Below are 18,620 nucleotides of genomic sequence, written 5' to 3' on the forward strand. Positions count from 1 at the left end.
AGATCGATCAAAAGCAGGTTTTCACACGGAGGGAACGGAGGAAACGGAGGACGGAGGGCAGTTCTCCCATTCCTCCGTTCCCTCCGTGTGATTCCTGTCGGTGGATTTTTCTGATACGCACGGCGATGAGCCCTACGCCTCGGTGACGATGGCCAGCTCCAACTCGGCGTCGGGGATGGCGGCGGGGGCGTAGACGCCGATCTCGCCGGATTCGGCGATCGACGCCCAGCAGGGGCCCTGCGGGCGGATGCGGAAGTAGTGCGTCCCCGGCCGCGGGCTGATGGCGCCCGGCGGCGCGCCCTCGTGCTCCAGCGGCAGCCCGGGGAAGGCCTCGCGCACCAGCCGCTCGATGTGCTTGGCCGAGCACACCTTCACCCGCTTGGGCACCTCGCCGATCACCACCGCCGCGCTGGCCGGCGAGCGCACGCCCAGGTACCAGTGCGCGCGCTCGAAGCAGCGGCGGTCGGCCACCTTTCCCGCGTGGTACCACTCGGCCGTGCGCTCCAGCGGCACCCGCACCCCGCGCGTGGGGATCACGATCTCCAGGTGGTCCAGGATGTGGCGCTCCAGCGCGCCGAAGCTGGCGTCCAGCGCGTCGTGGTCGTACAGCGGCAGCGTGCGCGGATCGGAGGTGAGCGAGAAGGTGCAGAGCGCGCCCGCCAGCCGCGACAGCTCGGCGAACAGCTGCTCGGGATGTGCGCCGCGGGCCTGGCGCAGGTGCTCGAGCGGCGCGCGGCTGGAGTGCAGCGCGTGCGCCAGCCACAGCCCCGCGGCCTCGTCGGGCCCCGCGGCGGCGACGCCGGCCGAGCCCGCGCGCAGGGCGCCGGCCTTGGCGTCCAGCATCTCCGTCAGCCGCGCGGCCAGCTCCAGCAGCCGCTCGCTGGCGCCGATCTGCAGGCAGGGCGGAACGTAGCCGGCGTCGTAGACGAAGTGCCCCGCCCCGTCGCGCCGCACGCGGGCGATCGGCAGCGCGACGCGCTCGCCGCCGTCCGGCGCGGCGTCGCCGGTCTCCAGCTCCAGGCGGAAGTTCTTGCGGCCGACGGTCACCGGCTGCTCGTCGCCGCCGGCGGTCTCGTCGGCCACGGGGCGCGTCTCGGCCAGCCAGCGCGCGCCGGCACGGGCGCCGTTCGCGCTCGCATCGGCCACCAGCGCGCGGCCGGGGAGCTCGCGCGGGAGGGTGAGGAGGACGCGGTGGCTCTCCTGCACCGGCGAGAAGAGCTCGCGGATGTCGAGCGGGTCGGGCGGTGGGTCGTCGGGAAAGCGGAAGGGGAGCCCGTCGGGCATGATGCCGCGGGCGTGGCGGAGGACCACGGTGCCGTTCAGCAGCGCCTCGCCGTCCATCTCCACCCCCGCCACGCCGTACGGCGCGAAGAACAGCTGCCGCAGGGTGAACGCGGCCAGCCCCTCGAACCAGCGGCTCTGCGCCTGGAAGTGGTGCTGCGACAGGTGCATCCCCTCGCTCCACACCACCCGCGCGGGAATCGTCATCGCGCGCTCCCCTGACGTGCGTCCATCCCCATCCTCCTGGAGTGCCTGGCTTCGGTCGTGTCCTTGGCGCCCTCCGGCGTCATCCTGAGGGAGGCGCCGCGCCGAAGGCTCGTCCACACAGGTCTCTCGCGCCGACCGAAGGATCTACTCGCCCACGCGACTGGCTGCTCCGTCGAGCGGACGTCCAGCCCGCCCTGCAAGATCCTTCGGGCGCGCTGGGTATCACGTGCACGCGGCTTCGGTGCGCCGCGCCCTCAGGATGACACCCGACGGGTGTCCCGCGGCCTCACTTCAGCGCGAACCAGAGCACCAGCACAACCGCCAGCACGACCACCACGACCAGGGCGATCAGCAGTGCGGTGCCGGAGCCGGCTTTTCCGCCCGCCGGGAGAGGCGGAGCCGGCGCCGGCGCCACGGCCGGCGCGGGATACGCGGGCGGCGGCGCGGCGAACGCGGGCGGAAGCGGAGGCAGCGGCATCGCGGGCACGTCGGCGGGGACGGCGGACGGCACGGGGTCGAGCGGCTCCGACGTGGCGTACAGCCGGTCGAGGTAGCTGTCGCTGCGCGGCGTGGCCGGACGCGCGAACGACAGCGGCGGCTCGCGCGGAGGGTCGTCGTACGGGAACGGATCGGGCGGCGGCGCGGGCCGCGGCGCGCCGAGCGGCTCCGCCGTCTCCGGCAGCTCCAGCCGCCGGAAGAGCCGGCTGAAGTCGCCGCCCGCGGGCGCGCCCGTCACCGGCGCCGGCCACGGCCCCGGCACCGGCGCGGGCGGCGGGGATTCGGCGACCACGGGCCGCGGCGCGGGCACGTCCATCACGAACAGCTCAGGCGGTTCGATCACCGGCGGCACGGGCTCGTCGACCACGACCGGCGCGGTCTCGTCGATGACCGGTGGCGCGAGATCGATCGCCGGCTCCGGCGCTGCGGCGATCGCCGGCGGCGGATCGGGCTCCGCGACGGGCGGCGGCTCGATGGTCGCCTCGGGCGATGCGGCTTCCATCGCCAGGAACTGTTTCGTGAACTCGCCCGGCGGACGCGCGGGCGGCGCAGCGTCGGCGCTCGCGGGGGATGGATCCGCGGGCGGCGTGGATTCGGTCTTCGGCGCCGCCTCGGACGCCGATGCGGCCGCGGTCAGGTCGCCCAGGCGGAAGAGGCGGGTGAACTCGCCCATCGGCCGCTCGGCGGGCGGCTCCCCCTCCGTCGTTGCAGGGGATTCGGGGAGGGGCGATCCGGGGGATTCGGGGCTCGTCATCTCACCCGTCCTGCGGAAGGAGGATCACCAGGTCCATCTCCGGCTGCGGGAAGTCGGAGGAAGGCGCGTACACGGCCAGGTTCCGCGCCTTGCGCACCGTCTCCCACTCGGCCCCGGCGCGGTCGAGCAGGAAGTAGCTCCACCCCAGCTTGGCGGGGAGGAGGGACGGAGGCTGCGGCGCGTGGCGAATCGCCATCCCCGGCAGGGCGCGGCGGATCAGCCCTTCGATCTTGTCCGCCGAGCTGACCTTGAGCAGCTGTGGCGCCTTCTTCAGCAGCTCGGCCGTCTTCATCTCCGCCTTTATCCCCAGGTACATCTCCGGCGCCGCCAGCCAGCGGTCCTGCTCCAGGGCGGCGGCGTACACCATCGGCCCGCTGGCCTTCAGCGGCAGGGTGACGGCGTTCTCGGGGACCGCCGTCTCCAGCAGCCCGCGCAGCAGCTCGTCGAGCCGGGTGAAGCAATCCCCCAGCTCCGCGTGGTCGTACGCGGGGAGGTCGCGCGGGTGCACGGTGGGCGAGAAGGCGGTCAGCGCGCCGGCCAGCGCCAGCATGGCGCTCCACAGCTCGCCCGGGTGGCCGCGGCGCACCTCCAGCAGGTGGCGGAAGCGGGGGAGATGGGTGTTGACGGAGTAGAGGAGCCAGAAGTGCGCGGCGTCGGCGCGCCCGAAGTCCGCCAGCCCCTGGTTGCGCTGCCGCCGCGTGGCCGAGAGCGCGCCGCCCCGCGCCGCCAGCAGCTCCACCAGGCGCCGGGCGATGCTCGTCAGGTAGCCGCTCGCCGACAGGTCCAGCAGCGGGGGGACGAAGCGGGGGTCGAGCCCCCAGGTGCCCGTCGCCGCGCACACTACGCGGGCGGCGCGGAGCACTGAGTGCCCGGCCAGCGACTCGCCCGAGGCCAGCAGCCGCACGTTCTGCCGGGCGAGCTGGATGGGCTTCTCGCCCGCGCCGGTGTTCTCGTCCGCGCGCGTGGCCACCTCGGCGCTGTAGCGCGCGGCCGCGTCGCCGCCGGCGAGGGAGACGTTGCTGCCGCCCGGCCGGTGCTCGGGGATGGCCAGATGGAGATCGAGCCACTGCGCGTCCGGCTGCCACGCGCCGTCCAGCGGCCGCGGCGGCGGAAGCGGCCCCCCGGCGGGAAGGTCGAACGGCGTGCCGTCGGGGAAGAGCCCCGCGGCGGCGGTAAGCGCCAGGGTGCCGCCGGCCAGCGCCTCGGGGTCGATCTCCAGCCGCCCGAAGCCCCAGGGAAAGAAGCTCAGCGCGGAGAGCTGGAAGCCGACCAGGTCTTCCAGGAAGCGGTCCTGCGCCTGCAGGTGCTGGGGGGTCAGCAGCGTGCCCCGGGTCCACAGCACCTTCTGCATCTGCCGCATGGCGGGTCCGGTGGAGGATTCGAGTGGAGTCCTGGGGCCTGAGTCCTGAGTCCCGAGTCCTGATTACCACGTCCGGGGTGAAGCATTGGGTGCGTCCGACGAATCTCGTGCTGACGCGGTGATAGATCCTTCGGCCTGCAAGCTCTTGCGCGGACGCTGATTACGGTCTGGCCGGCTTCGGGATGACGTCAGCGTGGGATTGGACCGGGTACATCTACCACCTTCGGGGAGCGCTGCTGCAGGATGATCTCGGGCGGGCCGGGCTGCAGCGTGAGCGCCGTGGTCCGGCCGCGCTGCAGCCGCACCAGCGCGCGCGCGCCGAAGACACCGCGCCCGTTGGCGTAGAGCAGGCACTTCACCAGGATCTCCTCGGCCCGGGCGCCCAGCAGGAAGCTGAACTGCATGCGGATGGAGGACCCGTCGCCGGCCACCGCGTAGGTGGTGTCGCGGACGCTGTCGTAGACGAACACCGTCCGCGAGCCCTCGGTCACCGTCTTCCCGAACAGCAGCCACACGCGCAGCGACGAGACGCTGTCGAACACGGCCCGCGCGTTCTGCGGCGCCGCGGCCTCGGCGGGCGGCGCCACCGTCATCGCCAGCGACGCGGGCGCCTCCGCCGGCGGGGCCAGGAGGTCGCCGCACCCGGCCGCCGCCAGCGCGATCAGCGCCGCCGCCATCGCCCCCGCCGCCGCGAGGCGGCGGCGCCGCGCACGCATCGCCGCGCGTGCCGGCATCTCCATCCCCGCATCTCCCCGACTGCCGGTGGCGGCGATCATCTCGGGCTTTCTCACGGGACGGGGGTGACGGTGATCTCGGCGACGACCTTGCGGCCGCGCCACAGGCGCACGGTGGTGTCGGCGGCGAACACGGCCTCGCCCTGGCGGCGCAGCTGCACCACCAGGCCCAGGTCCTCGGGGTCGCTGTCCAGCAGCACCTCGAAGGTACGGCGGATCTCTCCGCCCGACGGGGTGACGGCGACCGTGCCCTCCACCACCACCGCCGGCCCGCGGGTGACGCGCGCGTACACCGCGTCGACCTGGTCGTAGAGCGAGTCCAGCGCGCTCGCCATCACCCGTCCCGAGGGGTGGATGGAGAGGACCAGCGGCGCGGGCTCCGCGGCGGGCGCCGCCAGGAAGTCGCCGCACGCAGCGGCGGCGAGGAGCGCCGCCGCGGGCGCGACGCGCGTCCAGCCCCGCGCGCGCATCACCGCCTCCCGCGGCGCAGGGTGAGGGCGAGCTCGGCGCCGGTGAAGCGGCTGCGCATGTCGCCGATCACCAGCACCTCGCCCATCCGCATCCGCGCGGAGGGGACCAGCGTGGCCCCCATCGCGGGCACCTCGGCGGCCAGGCCGGCGGCCACGCCGTAGCCCTGCCCCACCCCATCGGCGCTGTGGAAGATCCGCCCGTCGGCGGAGGGGAGGATCGCCCCTCGGTCGACGGGGATGCGCAGCGCGAGCCCGAGGAGCCCCAGGTTCTGCGCGGGAAGGTCCTGCGACGGGAGGGTCAGCCCCGCGCCGCCCTCGCGGTGCAGGAGGCCGGCGTACACCGCGCCCCCCACGCGCCCCTCGCCCGCGAAGGCGTACGACGCGGTCAGGTGATAGCGGTCGCCGGCGCGGTACAGGTTGGCGCCGGCCAGGCCGTCGTGCGCGTAGCGGTGCATCCCCCCCTGCAGCGCGGCCCGCCCCCCGCCCGACGTGTGGTCGAGGGTGACCACCAGGTACGTCTCGTCGCCCGGGCGGTAGGCGCCGCCGCCGTCGAAGGCGCGGTACTCGCGCCCGGCGCGGTAGCCGCCGCTCACCGCCACGCCGAAGCCGCCGAAGCGCGGCGACAGCTCCACGCCCGCGCCGCCCAGCGTGCCGCTTCCCCAGTGGGAGATGGCGAAGGGGAGGAGGTCCGAGGCCACCACCGCGGCCACCTGCAGCTCGTCGCCCGTCAGCCGCTGCTTGCCGGTGGGGACGACCAGCGTGCCGGTCACCGTCATCCAGTCGCCCACGACGGGGACGGCCACGCGCAGCTCCGCGTCGGTGGGCCCGTCGAGCGACGCCTCGCTCCCGTCCGCGCGCACCATCCGCGCGGATGCCCACGCGCCGCTGAGGGTGAGCCGCGCGCGCCCGGCGATCCGCGTCTCCGCGGCCAGGGGGACGGTCAGCAGCGAGACGCGCTCGATCCCCGTCCGCTCCGGCGCGGCGAAGGAATAGCTCTCGAATCGCGCCCCGGCGGCCGCCGTCCACGGCATCGCCTCTCCCTCCTGCGCCGCGGCCGCCGAAGCGACCGGGAGGGCCAGGAGGGCGAGGGCGATGCCGCGCCGCATCTTCCGATCAATCCTCTCCATGATCACCTGCCTGCATGAACTTCGGGTGCATCGCCAACGGGAATGCGGCGCGTGCGTTCAGGGACGGGGGAAGACGAGCTCGATGGTGGCGGTCTGGCCGCGGAAGCCTTCCTGCCCCAGCGCCTCGGTGGCGGCGTCGCGGCCGCCGGGCGCGGGGACGAGGGACTGCACGGCGGCGATCCACATCGCGTTGCGCTCGGCGCGCGCCTGCGCCGCGATCTCCTCCGTGGTCACCCCGGACGCGCGCGCCGCGGCGGCCGCCTGGCGCGCCTTCGCCCGCGCCATGGCGAAGCCGGGATCCAGCCGCGCCGCCTCCAGGAAGTGGCGCACCGCCTCGGCGAAGTCGCCCTCGTCGGCGGACTGCAGCCCGCGCCCGAAGGCGAGCGCGGCCTGCAGGTTCTCCGTCGGCCGCACGAGAACGCGGGCGCGCTCCTCGTCCGTCAGCCGCACGCCCAGCCGGCCGTAGATGTCGACCGCCAGCTCCTTCTCCATCCCGAACAGCCCGGCCAGCGCGCCGCTGCGGGCGGCGACGGCGGCGCCGGTGTCGCCCAGCACGCGGTCGACCTTGGCCACCGCGGCGTCGAGGCGGAGCGCCGCCTGGCTCCCCGCCACGCGCCCCTGCACCACGCTGGCGGCGCCCAGGAGGCGGCCGCTCCGCGCCGCCGTGGCCGGGTCCACCGCGCCGCTTTCGGCCAGCTTCAGCTCGTCGGCCAGCGCCTGCACGCGCACCCGCTCCAGCACCCGCAGCCGGTCGGTCTGCGACAGGTCGGTGGCCAGGAACTCGGCCAGCGCGCGGTCCAGCGGGCGCAGCGCCGGGTCGTCGGCGGTGACCAGGAAGGGGAAGACGGCCACGGTGCCGGGCTGCGGCGGCGTCTGCGCCAGCGCGGCCTCGCGCGCCAGGAGCGCGCGGACGGCGTCGTGCATCTCGCACCGCTCGAGCCCGGCCAGCCGCCCACGCACCCGCGTCTTCAGCGCCTGCGAGCCGCCGGGGGCGCGCAGGAACCGCTCGTACTGCGCCCGCGCGCAGGCCGCGTCGCCCTGGTCCTCGCAGGTCAGGCCCAGGAAGAGCGCGGCCTCGCCGTCGCGCGGCGCGCGCTGCGACGCGCCCTCCAGCACGCGCCGCGCGGCGTCCAGCCGCCCGGCGTCGCGGTACGCCTCGCCCAGCCGGACGGTGGCCCGCACGTCCGCCGGATCACGCGCCGCGCGGGCCTCCAGCGCAGCCACCCCCGCCGGCGACAGCCCGGCCGCCGGCGGCTGCGCGCACGCCGCCAGCGCCGCGGCCAGCGCTGCGGCGGCGGCAAGCGACAGGCGGCGAGTGTCCGGCCGGGTGATCCGGCGCGCGAAGACGGAATGGAGCGGCACGAGGGCGATCTCCAAGGCGGGAAGGACCGCGGGGCGGCGCCGAACGCGTGCGATCGACGCCGGACTCAAGGGGTGGTGCGATCAAAATCACCATCGGGCCGGCGCCATGGGCCGACCCTGCATCCACGCTAAACCCGGAAGAAGGCCGTCGCATGGGCAGATCTGCCCATATCGATCATCCAGGAAAGAAGAATCTCACAGGGGCACAGAGTGAGGGAGGCACGGAGAACCCATCGCGGTCCTCCATGCCTCCGTGGCGATCGACTTTCTGGTAGACCGACGGGATGATGATGTTCTGTGCGCTGACACCTCGCCGACGTCATCCCGAGGCCGGCCAGACCGTAATCAGCGTCTCACAAGAGCATGCAGGCCGATGGATCTATCGCCGGCCCAGCACGCGATCCGGGGAGACGCGCCGATTCTTCACCGGATCAAACGCCAAGGACGCGGCTCTGGCGGTCGCCGCGCGCGCGGACCTCGAACAGTGCGTTGCCGGGGTAGCGCAGGGCGATCTCCAGCGCCGCCGCGGCGCGCTTGCGCTGCGTTCCCGTCCGCAGCGCATGGAGCAGCCCCGGCTGGTCGACCGGCGCGCCCAGCAGGTACCGGGTCCCCGCGGCGAAGCGACCTTGGTTCCGCGCCCACCACCCGGCGACGCGCTCCGGGTCGGGCCACGGCAGGTCCTCGTCGGCGTCCATCGCCACGTCCTCGTCCTCGGGATCGTCGCTCGGACCTGCCTCGAAGCCCTCCGGCGGCTTGCGGTCGAGGTTCTCGTACGCCAGGTCTGCCCCGGTGATGGCGCTGAACGCCTCGCCGGCGGGGCGTGCGAGCGCCTCGTCGGCCATCCGCTCCAGCAGCCACGGCACCAGCGCGGGATCGGCCGCGGCGCCCGCGGCGATGACGGCGAGGCGATGCGCGTCCTGCGCGACGAGCCAGCGCCACCACCCCAGCGCCTGCGCCAGAGGCAGCGCGCGCGCGACCAGGTCCGCCGCCGCCTCCGCGCGCGCGCCGCCGGGGACGGCGAACGTCGCCGCCGTCCGCGCGGAGATCTCTCGGTCGCCCAGCAGCACGCCGGCCCAGGCGGCCCAGAAGCGGCACCCCTCGTCGCCGTCCTCCAGCGCCGCGGCGACGTCGAAGCGCAGGTCCGTGCGGCCCAGCTCGCCGGCGGCACGCAGCGCCCGCGAGCGCACCACCGGCTCGGGGTGCCGCACCAGCTCCGCCAGCCGCCGCCCCGGGTCCGCGCGGTGCACCGCGGACGCGCCCACGCCCATCCGGATGCGCACCGGGTGCTCGGAGGCCAGGAGATGCAGGACGTGCGGCTGCGCCTGGTCCCACCCCATCCACCCCAGCGCGGAGATCACACCGCGCGCCAGCTCGGGGGACTGGTCGGCCACGGCGAGCACCTCCTCGATCCGCAGCGGGTCGCCCGACTCGAAGGCGAGCGACGCGCCGGCGAACACCTCGCCCGCCTCCTCCCACGCCAGCTCGGCCTTGCACACCTCCCACCCCGCCTCCCCCGCGATGCGCAGGCCGTCGAGGTGGGCCTCCACGCGGCCGTCGAGCTCCGCCAGGTCGCGGAGCGAGTAGTTGCGCTGCGACACGGCGCGCGCGCGGAGGAGCCACAAAAAGGCGGCCTCTTCTGCGTATTGGAGGACGATGTGGGGAATGACGTAGCTCATCTGCACCGTGCCTCAGGAAGGCGCCGCGCCGAGCGGCTGCTCGAGCAACCCCCATCTCGCCAGCACCGGCAGCGTTCCATCCACGAGCTCGTCGCCGAACGCCCGCCAGAGATGGCGCTGCGAGCGAGTCCCGTCCAGCGCGCGGACCATCTCCATCGCCGCCGGATCGAACGGGAGCGGCAGATGATACGGCGTAGTCAGCACCTCGCGATGCGCCGCTTCGAACCGGGCGAGCGCGTGGGCACGCGGATGCTCCGGAATACCGCGATCGTACGCGGGTTCGCGTAGCCGTAACTCGACCTGTCCGGCCTCGAAGAGCGTCGTCAGCTCCTCCGCGAGTTGGGCGGGCGTCCCCCGTCCCATCCCTATCCCGTGCTCGGCAAGGAGCCGCTCGGCACAAGCGTGCAGCTCGCCCAGCGGCACCCCAGCCGGCCACTGTGCCGCCAATAGCACCACCGCCGCCTTGGTGATCGCCGAGTCCAGCGTCACCACGGGTCCGCCCTGCCCGTCGAACGATTCGATCACGCCTTCCGTGAGGTCGAACGGGTCGGACCGCGCGCCGAGCGAGGTGGCGAGGTGGACCTCGTCGAGGATCACCGAACGGGAACCCGGCTCGCGTGGAGCGTCCGCGCGGCAGAGGATCGATTGGCGGAAATAGCGGTCGCCGAGCAGATCCGCGGCTTCCTCCCGCTCGACGGGATCCAGCTCCCGCCGGGCGAGCGCCGAACTGATCGCGGAGGGCACGTGCCCCTCCCAGCGGCAGAACTGGGCGTCGCCCACATAGTCCAGTCCGTGCCCGCACGCCTGCTCCACGAACTCGCCCAGCCAGAACCCGTCGTTCACCTCCGCGAGGTGCTCGTGGAAGACGTACCCCGGCTTCGCGTCGCGTACCCGCTCCATCTCGTCGGCCAGCAGGACCGCGTGGGCATAGTCGCGGGACGGCAGATCCTCCAGTAGCTCGGCGGCGAGCGCGATTGCCCTCGCCGCCTTCTCCTCGACGGGCGCGTCGCGGACGGCGCGGGAGCGCAGCAGCGTCTCGCGCACCATGCGGCGGGTGGCCCAACCCGGTTGCGCGTTGTAGGAGACGTAGGCCAGCCCGGCAGGCGCCAGGCACCGCCGGCAGAGGCCGAGGATCGCGGCCCGCGCATCCTCCGGCACCCAGGAGTAGAGCCCGTGAGCCACCATGTAGTCGCATTCGCCGATCTCGCCCGGATCGACGTCGCGAACGTCATTGCGGATGAGGCGGACGTTGGCGAGCCCGAGGCAGCGGACGCCCATGCAGGCCCGCTCCAGCTCCGCCGCCGATGCGTCGACACCGACGAATGCCGATTCCCGGTCGTAGAAGGCCAGGGCCAGCAGATTGGCACCGTCACCGCACCCCAGCTCCGCCAGGCGATAGCGCCGGAGTGGCGGACGCGGGCCGCCGTGCCAGCGGGAGCAAAGCGCCAGGTGCGCGGGCGCGGTGTTGGCGACCACGGTTCCCAGGTACGGGACGACGTCGTATGCCGACCTTCCGGGTTTCACGGGATTCTGTTGCGGGGCATGGCCACTCCCTGGCCGATGATCCAGACGCATGTGTGCCGGGTGGTGCATCGAGTCGGCAGCGGCTTCCAAGTTCACGAGCGCGGATCGCTACAGCGAGCCAGACGGAGTCGCTAGCACATCCGCAATCGCGTAATGCCGGCCTCCGAGCGATGCAGCCGGATCAGCAGGTTCGTCAGGACACCGTAGGCTGCGTCGTGCATTCCCTGGTCGCGGATGGAGAAATTCAGCTCGTCGAGAATGATCTCGGGATCGTCCTCGGGCAAAAGGTCCAGCCTTTCCCGCAACGGGCCCGGATGGCGAAACCCTCCGAGCGCCCCCACCATCGACCAGATCCGGAGCATGTCGGAGACCGGCCCATGCTGCTGGACCGGAAGATCGTCAGCAAAGGAGATCGTGATCGTGACGTTCCGGTGCTCGCGCAGGTCGTCGATCTCGAAAGGGGCTTGCCGATAGACCTCGGGAAAGTCGTCGGGCGCATAGGCCTCCGGGGCCGTGTGACCCGCCGTATGTAACCATGCGCGCGTGACCTGCAGACCGGTGGCGAAGACGAGGTTGGCGAGGATCACGAGCGACCGGGGGTCGACGCACAACGCGTCGAAGCGCCAGATCGAGCGGGGGCCGCGCGAGACGGGCTCGTCCTGGTTCCCGAGCACCGCGGTGGTGCCGTCGGGCGGCAGATCGGCTCCCCCCAGGCCCCCGAGCTTGCCCAGGGCTGCATACCAGGCTACCACGCAGCGGAGCTGGTCGAAGCCCAGCTCGGCGATCGGGGGAGCCAGGTCGATGCCGAGCTCGGCTGAAGCTCCGCTCGCCGGATCACCGGTGACGGTCACCGGGAAGGGGAGGCCTCGAATTTCCATCGGTCGAACCGGCTCAGCCAGTCGTTTGAGGTTTCGGCTGGAACACTGAAAAGATTGTGAGAAAACCACCGCTGGAGGCGAATCTCGGAGATCGCTCGGTTCACCGCCGCCAGCGGCCGCACGTCTGCCTCCTGTCGGTTGACATCGCCAACCGGCGGCCGATCTCCCGCCTTCAACAACACACCACCCCTCAGCGGAGAGATCTCGACGAGCCCGTCCACCGCGGCTTCGAGCGCGTCCTGGCCGCCCACCAGGCCTAGGAGCTCGGCGTCGAGAAACGTCAGCCACCCGGCCGACTTCAGCTTCTTCACCGCATAGTCTTCCTGCGTCCGATGGCGAACCAGCAGCCCGTGGAAGCGAAGCGCGGCCCGAAGCATCGCCGGCATCGCAACCATCTCGCACTCGCGGCCCCACGGCAGGTCGAACCCATACCCGGCCACCGCGCCCCAGAACGGAACGTCGGTGACCAGCTCACGAAACAGCTCGATCGTCCCGGAGATGCGATGCTCGTCCGCGAACTCCAGGGGCAAGGCGATGTGGACTCTGTCGTTGATCGTCGCGTGCTTCGAGCCGAGGTGAAGCTCGAGGGAGTACCCACCCACGTCGAACTCGGGCGCATCCTTGATCATGTAGAACCGGCCTCGCTGCTCCAGTTCGGCCAGCGTCTTCCTGATGCGCCGCAGGCTGGGCGCATCCACCTTCCGGTACTCCCTCGAATTGTTCCCCAACTGGTATAGCTGGGTCCCTTCCGGCAACAGGCCGAGGAACCGGTCGAGGATCGATTCGCCGTGTGCTGCCAGCCTCGCTCCCTCCCCGTAGAACTCCATCGCCACGGCCGGGCGCAGCACCGTCCAGCTGCGGCCCAGTTCCGCATACTCGGCCCACACGTCAGTCCAGCTCACCTTTGTCCCTCCGCTAAGGGCTGATGACGATCGCTTCGCCGTTCCCGGTCCCATATCCCAGACCATCATAGCTCCCCTGCTGTCTGGGGCTCATCGAGGTGTTGGCCCCCCCTCTCGAGGTTCCCTTTCCCGACGGGTGCCCCTCGGGGCAGGGAAACTTGAAATCCACGAATGTCTTGGATCCATCCGCGTTGAGGATGGCCGCGTCCGGATAGCAGTTGCCGCTGAGCGCGGCGAAGGCTTCGCGAACGGCGCTGCCACCAGCCTTGAAGGCCGCGCCCAGATCGGGCCGGGGTGCGCCGGTCGGCTGCGGCGCCGGGAAGGTGCCATCGGCATTCGCTACGGGCCGATTGTTCTGATCCAGGCTCGGTCGGCGATAGCCCTGCTCGCCCTCGATCGGGGGATCGCCGTTCTCGGGATTGGCGGCACGGTGTTCCTGGATCTTCTTCTCGCAACAGGCATGCTTCTCCGTGCCCAGCGCCGTGCAGGACTTCTTCTGACCCTTCTTCGGCCCGTCCTCGTGCGTGGGCGAAACGGAGCCGTCGCACGACTTCGCGATCTCCGCCAGCACCGCTCTGGCCCGGGAGGAATCCTGGCGCACCCCCTGCAAGGTCGCACCGGTGTTCGGCGGGCTGCCAGTCGGGCCGCAGTTGTTCAGCATCGGCTCGCCGAGGAGGTGGACGCTCTTGCCCTCGATCTTCACGTCCAGCGAGCCGAAGGTGATGAACTTGGCCGGTCCGTGAGTGTTGGCGGAGATCAGCCCGCCACCGGTGCCCTTGCTCGCCAGGTCGCCCATGCTTTCGAACATCGCGCCACGGATGGCGACGGTGTTCCCCTCGATCGTCACATCCTTCGAGTAACCCTGGGGCGAGCTGCCGGACTTGGCGATGTTGGGAAGGGGAGAGGGTACGAACGGAGCCGGGGGGCCCGGCATCTTGCAGACATTGGGAGTGGTGGCCTTGGCGGTGCCGCGGCTGCCCGTGGTGACGGGGGTCTTGGGCGGATTGATTCCCACGGTGGACATCGGTCCCCGTCATGTCGCAGCTGTGGTCTCGAGCAGGGCGGCCGCGCGCAGGCCGCCCTCCGAGCTCGCCCACAGCATAGTCCGTGAAGCCTTCGCGTAGCCGCGCTCGGCGGCCTGGCAGGCGAGCATGACGAACAGCGGGCCCGACGCGGCTCCCAGATCGCCCCACAGGTCGGCGGGAGAGCGATACGCGGTCGGGTCGGCGATGTATCTGCCGAGGCGCAGGCAGGCGAACCCCCACTCCTCGCCGCGGTAGCGCTCGCCGTTGAGGTCGCAGATCACCTCGCCCACCGTCTCCGTCGGTGGGGCCAAGCGTGCCGCGGCGGCCCGGACCGCGGCGGTCAGCCCCTCACCCAGGCAGACGTCCTCGGTCTTGATGAGCTTCGTCTCCCTCGCGACCGCCGCGGCGAGCACTCGCACCCGGGCGCGCAACCCACCACGCTCACGGGCGGGCTCCCCCATCAGCAGGCAGAACCCGGCGCCCTCGCCCGGCACGAACGCCGAGCGCGCGTCCGCACCCGCAAGCTGCCGGTTGTCGTCGAGCCATTCCATGGTGTCGGGGTGGAAATAGCTCTCCACTCCCCCCACCAGGCACGCCTCGATCGCCCCACTCCGGATCTGCTCCAGGGCGGAAGCCAGCACCAGCAGGCCGGCGGCATGCCCCTCGGTGGAGACCCTCACCTCGGAGATGTTGGCGGGCAGTCTTTCGATCCGGACGATCCCGGCGGCCACCGCCTGCGCGTCGTCCTCGCCGAACCCCGGCCGGGGCTCTGGCAACGCCAGGTAGAGGGGAAGCCGGGGACGGAAACCCGCTTCGCAGAGCGGCGCGCACGCCTCGCGAAGCGCGCTCTCCGTCAGCGCCAGGAAGCGGTCAGGACCGAAGAGCCCCGGGTCGATCACCGCGTCGATCGCCCCGGGCATCGGGTCGCCCAGGTGGTCGACCATGAACGGGTGCCTGCCCATCCCGCTGATCCCCGCGCGGAGCGCGGCCGCGCTGGCCGGAGCGTGCAGCCCCACCGGCGTCCGGGCGCCGGCGGCCACGACGTGGACGGGGCCGTACATCACCGGTACGGCTTCTCGCGGACGACGGTCTCGTCCAGGTAGTCGGGGTCGCGGCGCACCTGCAGCGCGCTCGTCCACACCATGATCACGCGCGGGTGGTCGGGCTCGATGACCACCGTGGAGAGCCGGCCGCGATGCTCCTCGGTGCGCGTGCCCGTGCGCGTGCTGAAAGCGGTGCGGAAGGTGAGGTACACCTTCGGCAGAACGAAGCGGAGATGCCCCCCGGGAGTGAGGTTGGCCAGCTCGATCAGTTCGCCGCCGTGCAGCCAGGTGGCGGGGCGCTGGTCGGGGGGAGAGCAGAGGAGCGATCGGGGATCCCAGTCCTCCGGAAGGAGCGGCATGCGCCCCTCCTCCCAAGCTTGGTCGTACGTCCCCTGCAGTTCCCTGCGCGGCGACCAGAAGCTGTCGATGGCGCCGAAGCCGGCCGGGCCGCCCTCCAGGCCGCCGCCGGGATACTCGAAAACGGGCGCGGGATCGCCGATCCGGCTGCCGATCCCCGTACCTACGGGGTTGCGGGTGTCCAGGCGGTGGTTGCGGGGGTCCGGGTCCGCGTGGTCATATCCTCCGTAGGCGCGCTCCCAGGTGATCGGCACCTGCGCCACGGGGAGCGGTTCCGAGGGCACGCCGCCGAGCGGTCCGTCCACCCAGGTGCGGTCACCGACCACGCGGATGACCTTGGTGAGCGGACCGATGCGGAGTCCGGCCATGAAGTGGGTGCTCGGCCGCCCGCCGGGAGCGTACGCCGTGGCGTTCAGCACCATGTCCGTCGTGGGCTTGGGCGCCACCAAGTCGGCGTCGTAGCACAGGCTCGACATTCCCGGCTCGCCGCTGTACTCGGGCGCCAGCAGCGGGTCGAGCTGCTCCTCGGCTACCGCCAGGCTGCCGTCGGGACGGATTTCGAACGTCGCCTTGACCGCCACGATCCACTCGTGCAGGCCGTCCTTGTCGCGTCCCCAGGAACCGTCGGCCCGGTAGGGCGTTTCGCTGCTCACCGCCCACATCGCGGCGCCTCCTCGGCGGCCGGGGCGTACCGTGCGCCGCCGGCCTGGTCAGTTGATCTGGACGGAGCCGCCCTTGATCCGGTTCACCCCGGTGGAGCGGCTCAGGAGGTAGGACCCGCGGATCAGGATCTTCCCAGCGCGGGTGAGGGTGATGCTGGCATCGCCGCAGCGCAGCACGATCTCGCGGTCCGCGCTCACGGTGACGCGCTCCCCGTCCGCCGTGATCGCGGCGTGCGGCCACGCACTCTCCCCATGGGCGGCGGGGCGATGGAGGAGACCGAGGACGATCGGCCGCGCCGCTTCTCCCCGCTCGAAGGACAGGGCCACTTCGCGCCCCACGTCGCCCGCGCCGATCGCCACCGTCGAGCACGCGGGCATCGGGGCGCCGGACGGGTTCGCGGGATAGTCGACCCACACGCCCTCCGCAGCCGAGACGGACGTCACGCGCCCGATCACGATCCCCGCGACCGAAGGCTGCGGCGGCCGGCGGCGAGCCTCCGTCTCCTCCATGGCCGCGGTGAGAACGGCGCCGCCGGCCTCGTCCCCCGCGCCCGCCGGGTCGCCGCCCCGCTGCTCGTCCGTGCTCTCGAACCGGGTGATCTCCAGCGTCACGACGTCGTGGTTCACCGCCATCTGCTCCTCCGTCAGTTCGCCAGCACGTTCTGCCCCTTCAGGACCACGTCGCCCGACGCCTTCACGTTGATCTTCCCCGAGCCCTCGACCTTGATGTCCTTGCCCTTGAGGGTGATGGTGCCGTCCTTCTTCATCACGATGCTGGCGTCGCCCGTCTTGATGGTGACCTCGTCGCCGGCGTCGATCACCAGCTTCTTGGCCACGGTCAGCGAGTCGTCCTTTCCCACCTTCGTGGTGCGGCCGCCGTCGATGGTATTCCCCTGGTCGCGGCTCACCGACACGGTGTGACCGCCGGTGATCGAGGTGGTCTGGCCGGCTCCCACGGTGAGGGCTCGGGCCCCGATGACGGTGACCTCCTGCGCCACGCCGACGTTGACGGACTCGTTCACCACCACGGTGCGGGTGCGGCTCCCCGTCACCGTCAGCGTCTCGTCGGCGCCCACGGTTTCCGTCCGGGTACCGGTGACGGCGATCTGCTCGTTGCCGCCCACGCTCTCGGTGCGGTTGCCGGTGATGCTGATCTGCTCGTTCCCCCCCACGCTCTCCGTGCGGTTCACCGTGATGGAGACCGTCTCGTTGTTCTTGATGGTGTCGGTGCGATCGTGCTCCACGGTGGTGGTCATGTCGTACTGGCCGTGGATGGTGATCGCCTCCTTTCCCTTCGTGTCCGTCATGGTGATCTCGTTGTAGCCGCCGCCGCCGGGCGAGGAGCGCGACTTCATCCCCATCTGGATCCCCGGGAGCGCGAAGGGCGGCGCCTGCTCGGCGTTGTAGACGCTCCCGGTCACCAGCGGCCGGTCGGGATCGCCCTCCAGGAACTCCACCACCACCTCGTTGCCGATGCGGGGGATCTGCACGCCGCCATATCCCTTCCCCGCCCACGGCTGGGCCACGCGCACCCAGCAGCTCGAGTTCTCGTCCTTCTTCCCCTCGCGGTCCCAGTAGAACTGCACCTTGATGCGCCCGTGCTTGTCGGTCCACACCTCCTCGCCGGCGGGGCCCACCACGAGCGCCGTCTGCGAGCCGCGCACCACCGGGCGCCGGGTGGCGCGCGGCGGGCGCCAGGGAACGGCGTGCGGGGTCGCGAGGAAGCGGTTGCGATAGTCGAGCGGCGCCGACTCCCAGCTCAGGTAGTCGCCCGCGCGGGCGGTGTGGCGCACGCGCAGGAGGGTGTAGGCCTGGTTGGCGTCGGAGCGGTAGTGGTCGGTCAGGTCGAAGCGGAAGCCGCTGGCGAAGGCGCGGCAGGTGCCCCCGCCGCGCACCACTTCACGGCGCGCGGCCTGCGCCTCCAGCCGCAGCCGGGCGTAGCGGTCGCCCTCGCCGGGCTGGGTGTAGCCGCCGGGGTAGTCGTACACCTCCTCGGGCTCCTCGCCCGAGAGCGTGCTTTCCAGCTTCAGCGAGGGCTGCAGCGGGTCGTAGTCGCGCAGCGCCACCTTCCCCGCGCGGGCGGCGTGCTCGCGATACAGCTCGGTCACCACGTCGTCGCCGTCCGGCGCCTCCTGCGGCGCCATGCGCGCCTTCGGCATCGCCGGGCAGGGCTGCACCGCGTCGGCGCCGTCGGCCAGCACCAGCAGGTGCTTTCCCTCGGAGTGCTCGAAGAAGTAGAAGATCCCCTCGTCCTCCAGCAGCCGCTGCACGAAGGCCAGGTGCGTCTCGCGGTACTGCACGCAGTACTCGCGCTTGGGATAGCTCTTCGTGCAGCGCAGCTCGAAGTCCGACCACCCCTGCGCGCGGAACACCTGCTCGGCGATCTCGGGAACGGTGAGGTTCTGGTAGATGCGGCACTCGCGGCCGAGGGAGAGGAACCAGAGCCAGGGCACCACCTCGGCGCGGTACTCGGCCAGCTCGTCGCGCCGCCCCAGCTGCGCGAAGCGGCGCACGAGTCCGTGGACGATGCGCTCGCTCCCGTCGGCCAGGCGCAGGTGCAGGGTGACGGGGGTGCGCAGCACGTCGCCCGGGCTGATGCAGCCGTCCTCGGAGAGCAGCTCCAGCCGCCAGCGGAAGGGCATCGACACCCCTTCGTCGCCGGTGAGCCCGGCCAGCAGGAGCACATCCTCGCCCAGCGCGGTCTCCACGCGCATCGGGCGGTCCGCCTGCGAGAACGCGCTCATCGCCCACCCCCGGCGG

General features: G+C 72.3%; 16 protein-coding genes. All 16 read right to left on the reverse strand.

Annotation, left to right across the window (positions count from 1 at the left end):
- Positions 1-132 precede the first annotated feature (132 nt).
- Positions 133-1,488, reverse strand: a complete 1,356-nt coding sequence (tssK, locus tag VF092_26525; GenBank protein HEX6750871.1) for a type VI secretion system baseplate subunit TssK — start codon at positions 1,486-1,488, stop codon at positions 133-135.
- Between the two features lie 286 nt (positions 1,489-1,774).
- Positions 1,775-2,740 carry a hypothetical protein gene (locus VF092_26530; protein HEX6750872.1) on the reverse strand — a complete coding sequence of 322 codons (966 nt, stop codon included), beginning with the start codon at positions 2,738-2,740 and terminating at the stop codon, positions 1,775-1,777.
- A 1-nt stretch (position 2,741) separates the two neighbouring features.
- The gene (gene tssK / locus VF092_26535) at positions 2,742-4,100 is read right to left on the reverse strand and encodes a type VI secretion system baseplate subunit TssK (protein HEX6750873.1); all 1,359 of its coding nucleotides are present in this window, start codon (positions 4,098-4,100) and stop codon (positions 2,742-2,744) included.
- A 188-nt stretch (positions 4,101-4,288) separates the two neighbouring features.
- Positions 4,289-4,891, reverse strand: coding sequence for a hypothetical protein (locus VF092_26540; protein ID HEX6750874.1), 603 nt, complete (start codon positions 4,889-4,891; stop codon positions 4,289-4,291).
- Positions 4,888-5,304, reverse strand: a complete 417-nt coding sequence (locus tag VF092_26545) for a hypothetical protein (GenBank protein ID HEX6750875.1) — start codon at positions 5,302-5,304, stop codon at positions 4,888-4,890. Before VF092_26545 ends, VF092_26540 begins: the two co-directional genes overlap by 4 nt.
- Positions 5,304-6,431, reverse strand: a complete 1,128-nt coding sequence (locus tag VF092_26550) for a hypothetical protein (protein ID HEX6750876.1) — start codon at positions 6,429-6,431, stop codon at positions 5,304-5,306. The genes VF092_26545 and VF092_26550 overlap by 1 nt, the downstream gene beginning before the upstream one ends.
- A 57-nt stretch (positions 6,432-6,488) precedes the next feature.
- The gene (locus VF092_26555; protein ID HEX6750877.1) at positions 6,489-7,793 is read right to left on the reverse strand and encodes a CsgG/HfaB family protein; all 1,305 of its coding nucleotides are present in this window, start codon (positions 7,791-7,793) and stop codon (positions 6,489-6,491) included.
- Positions 7,794-8,224: 431 nt separating this feature from the next.
- Complete coding sequence (locus tag VF092_26560) at positions 8,225-9,469, reverse strand: TIGR02270 family protein (GenBank protein HEX6750878.1); 1,245 nt, start codon at positions 9,467-9,469, stop codon at positions 8,225-8,227.
- A 12-nt stretch (positions 9,470-9,481) separates the two neighbouring features.
- Entirely contained in the window at positions 9,482-10,945 is a 1,464-nt protein-coding gene (locus tag VF092_26565; protein HEX6750879.1) for a class I SAM-dependent methyltransferase, read from the reverse strand.
- 179 nt (positions 10,946-11,124) lie between these two features.
- On the reverse strand, positions 11,125-11,871 hold the full coding sequence (locus tag VF092_26570) for a hypothetical protein (GenBank protein ID HEX6750880.1): 747 nt from the start codon (positions 11,869-11,871) through the stop codon (positions 11,125-11,127).
- On the reverse strand, positions 11,841-12,773 hold the full coding sequence (locus VF092_26575; protein ID HEX6750881.1) for a type VI immunity family protein: 933 nt from the start codon (positions 12,771-12,773) through the stop codon (positions 11,841-11,843). The genes VF092_26570 and VF092_26575 overlap by 31 nt, the downstream gene beginning before the upstream one ends.
- A 13-nt stretch (positions 12,774-12,786) precedes the next feature.
- On the reverse strand, positions 12,787-13,797 hold the full coding sequence (locus VF092_26580; GenBank protein ID HEX6750882.1) for a PAAR-like domain-containing protein: 1,011 nt from the start codon (positions 13,795-13,797) through the stop codon (positions 12,787-12,789).
- Positions 13,798-13,806: 9 nt separating this feature from the next.
- Positions 13,807-14,859, reverse strand: a complete 1,053-nt coding sequence (locus VF092_26585; protein HEX6750883.1) for a beta-ketoacyl synthase N-terminal-like domain-containing protein — start codon at positions 14,857-14,859, stop codon at positions 13,807-13,809.
- Positions 14,859-15,851 carry a DUF2169 domain-containing protein gene (locus VF092_26590; GenBank protein HEX6750884.1) on the reverse strand — a complete coding sequence of 331 codons (993 nt, stop codon included), beginning with the start codon at positions 15,849-15,851 and terminating at the stop codon, positions 14,859-14,861. Before VF092_26590 ends, VF092_26585 begins: the two co-directional genes overlap by 1 nt.
- A 57-nt stretch (positions 15,852-15,908) precedes the next feature.
- Complete coding sequence (locus VF092_26595) at positions 15,909-16,493, reverse strand: DUF6484 domain-containing protein (protein HEX6750885.1); 585 nt, start codon at positions 16,491-16,493, stop codon at positions 15,909-15,911.
- Between the two features lie 11 nt (positions 16,494-16,504).
- The gene (tssI, locus tag VF092_26600; GenBank protein HEX6750886.1) at positions 16,505-18,604 is read right to left on the reverse strand and encodes a type VI secretion system tip protein TssI/VgrG; all 2,100 of its coding nucleotides are present in this window, start codon (positions 18,602-18,604) and stop codon (positions 16,505-16,507) included.
- Positions 18,605-18,620: the final 16 nt, after the last annotated feature.

The organism is Longimicrobium sp., assembly GCA_036377595.1.
Lineage (GTDB): Bacteria > Gemmatimonadota > Gemmatimonadetes > Longimicrobiales > Longimicrobiaceae > Longimicrobium.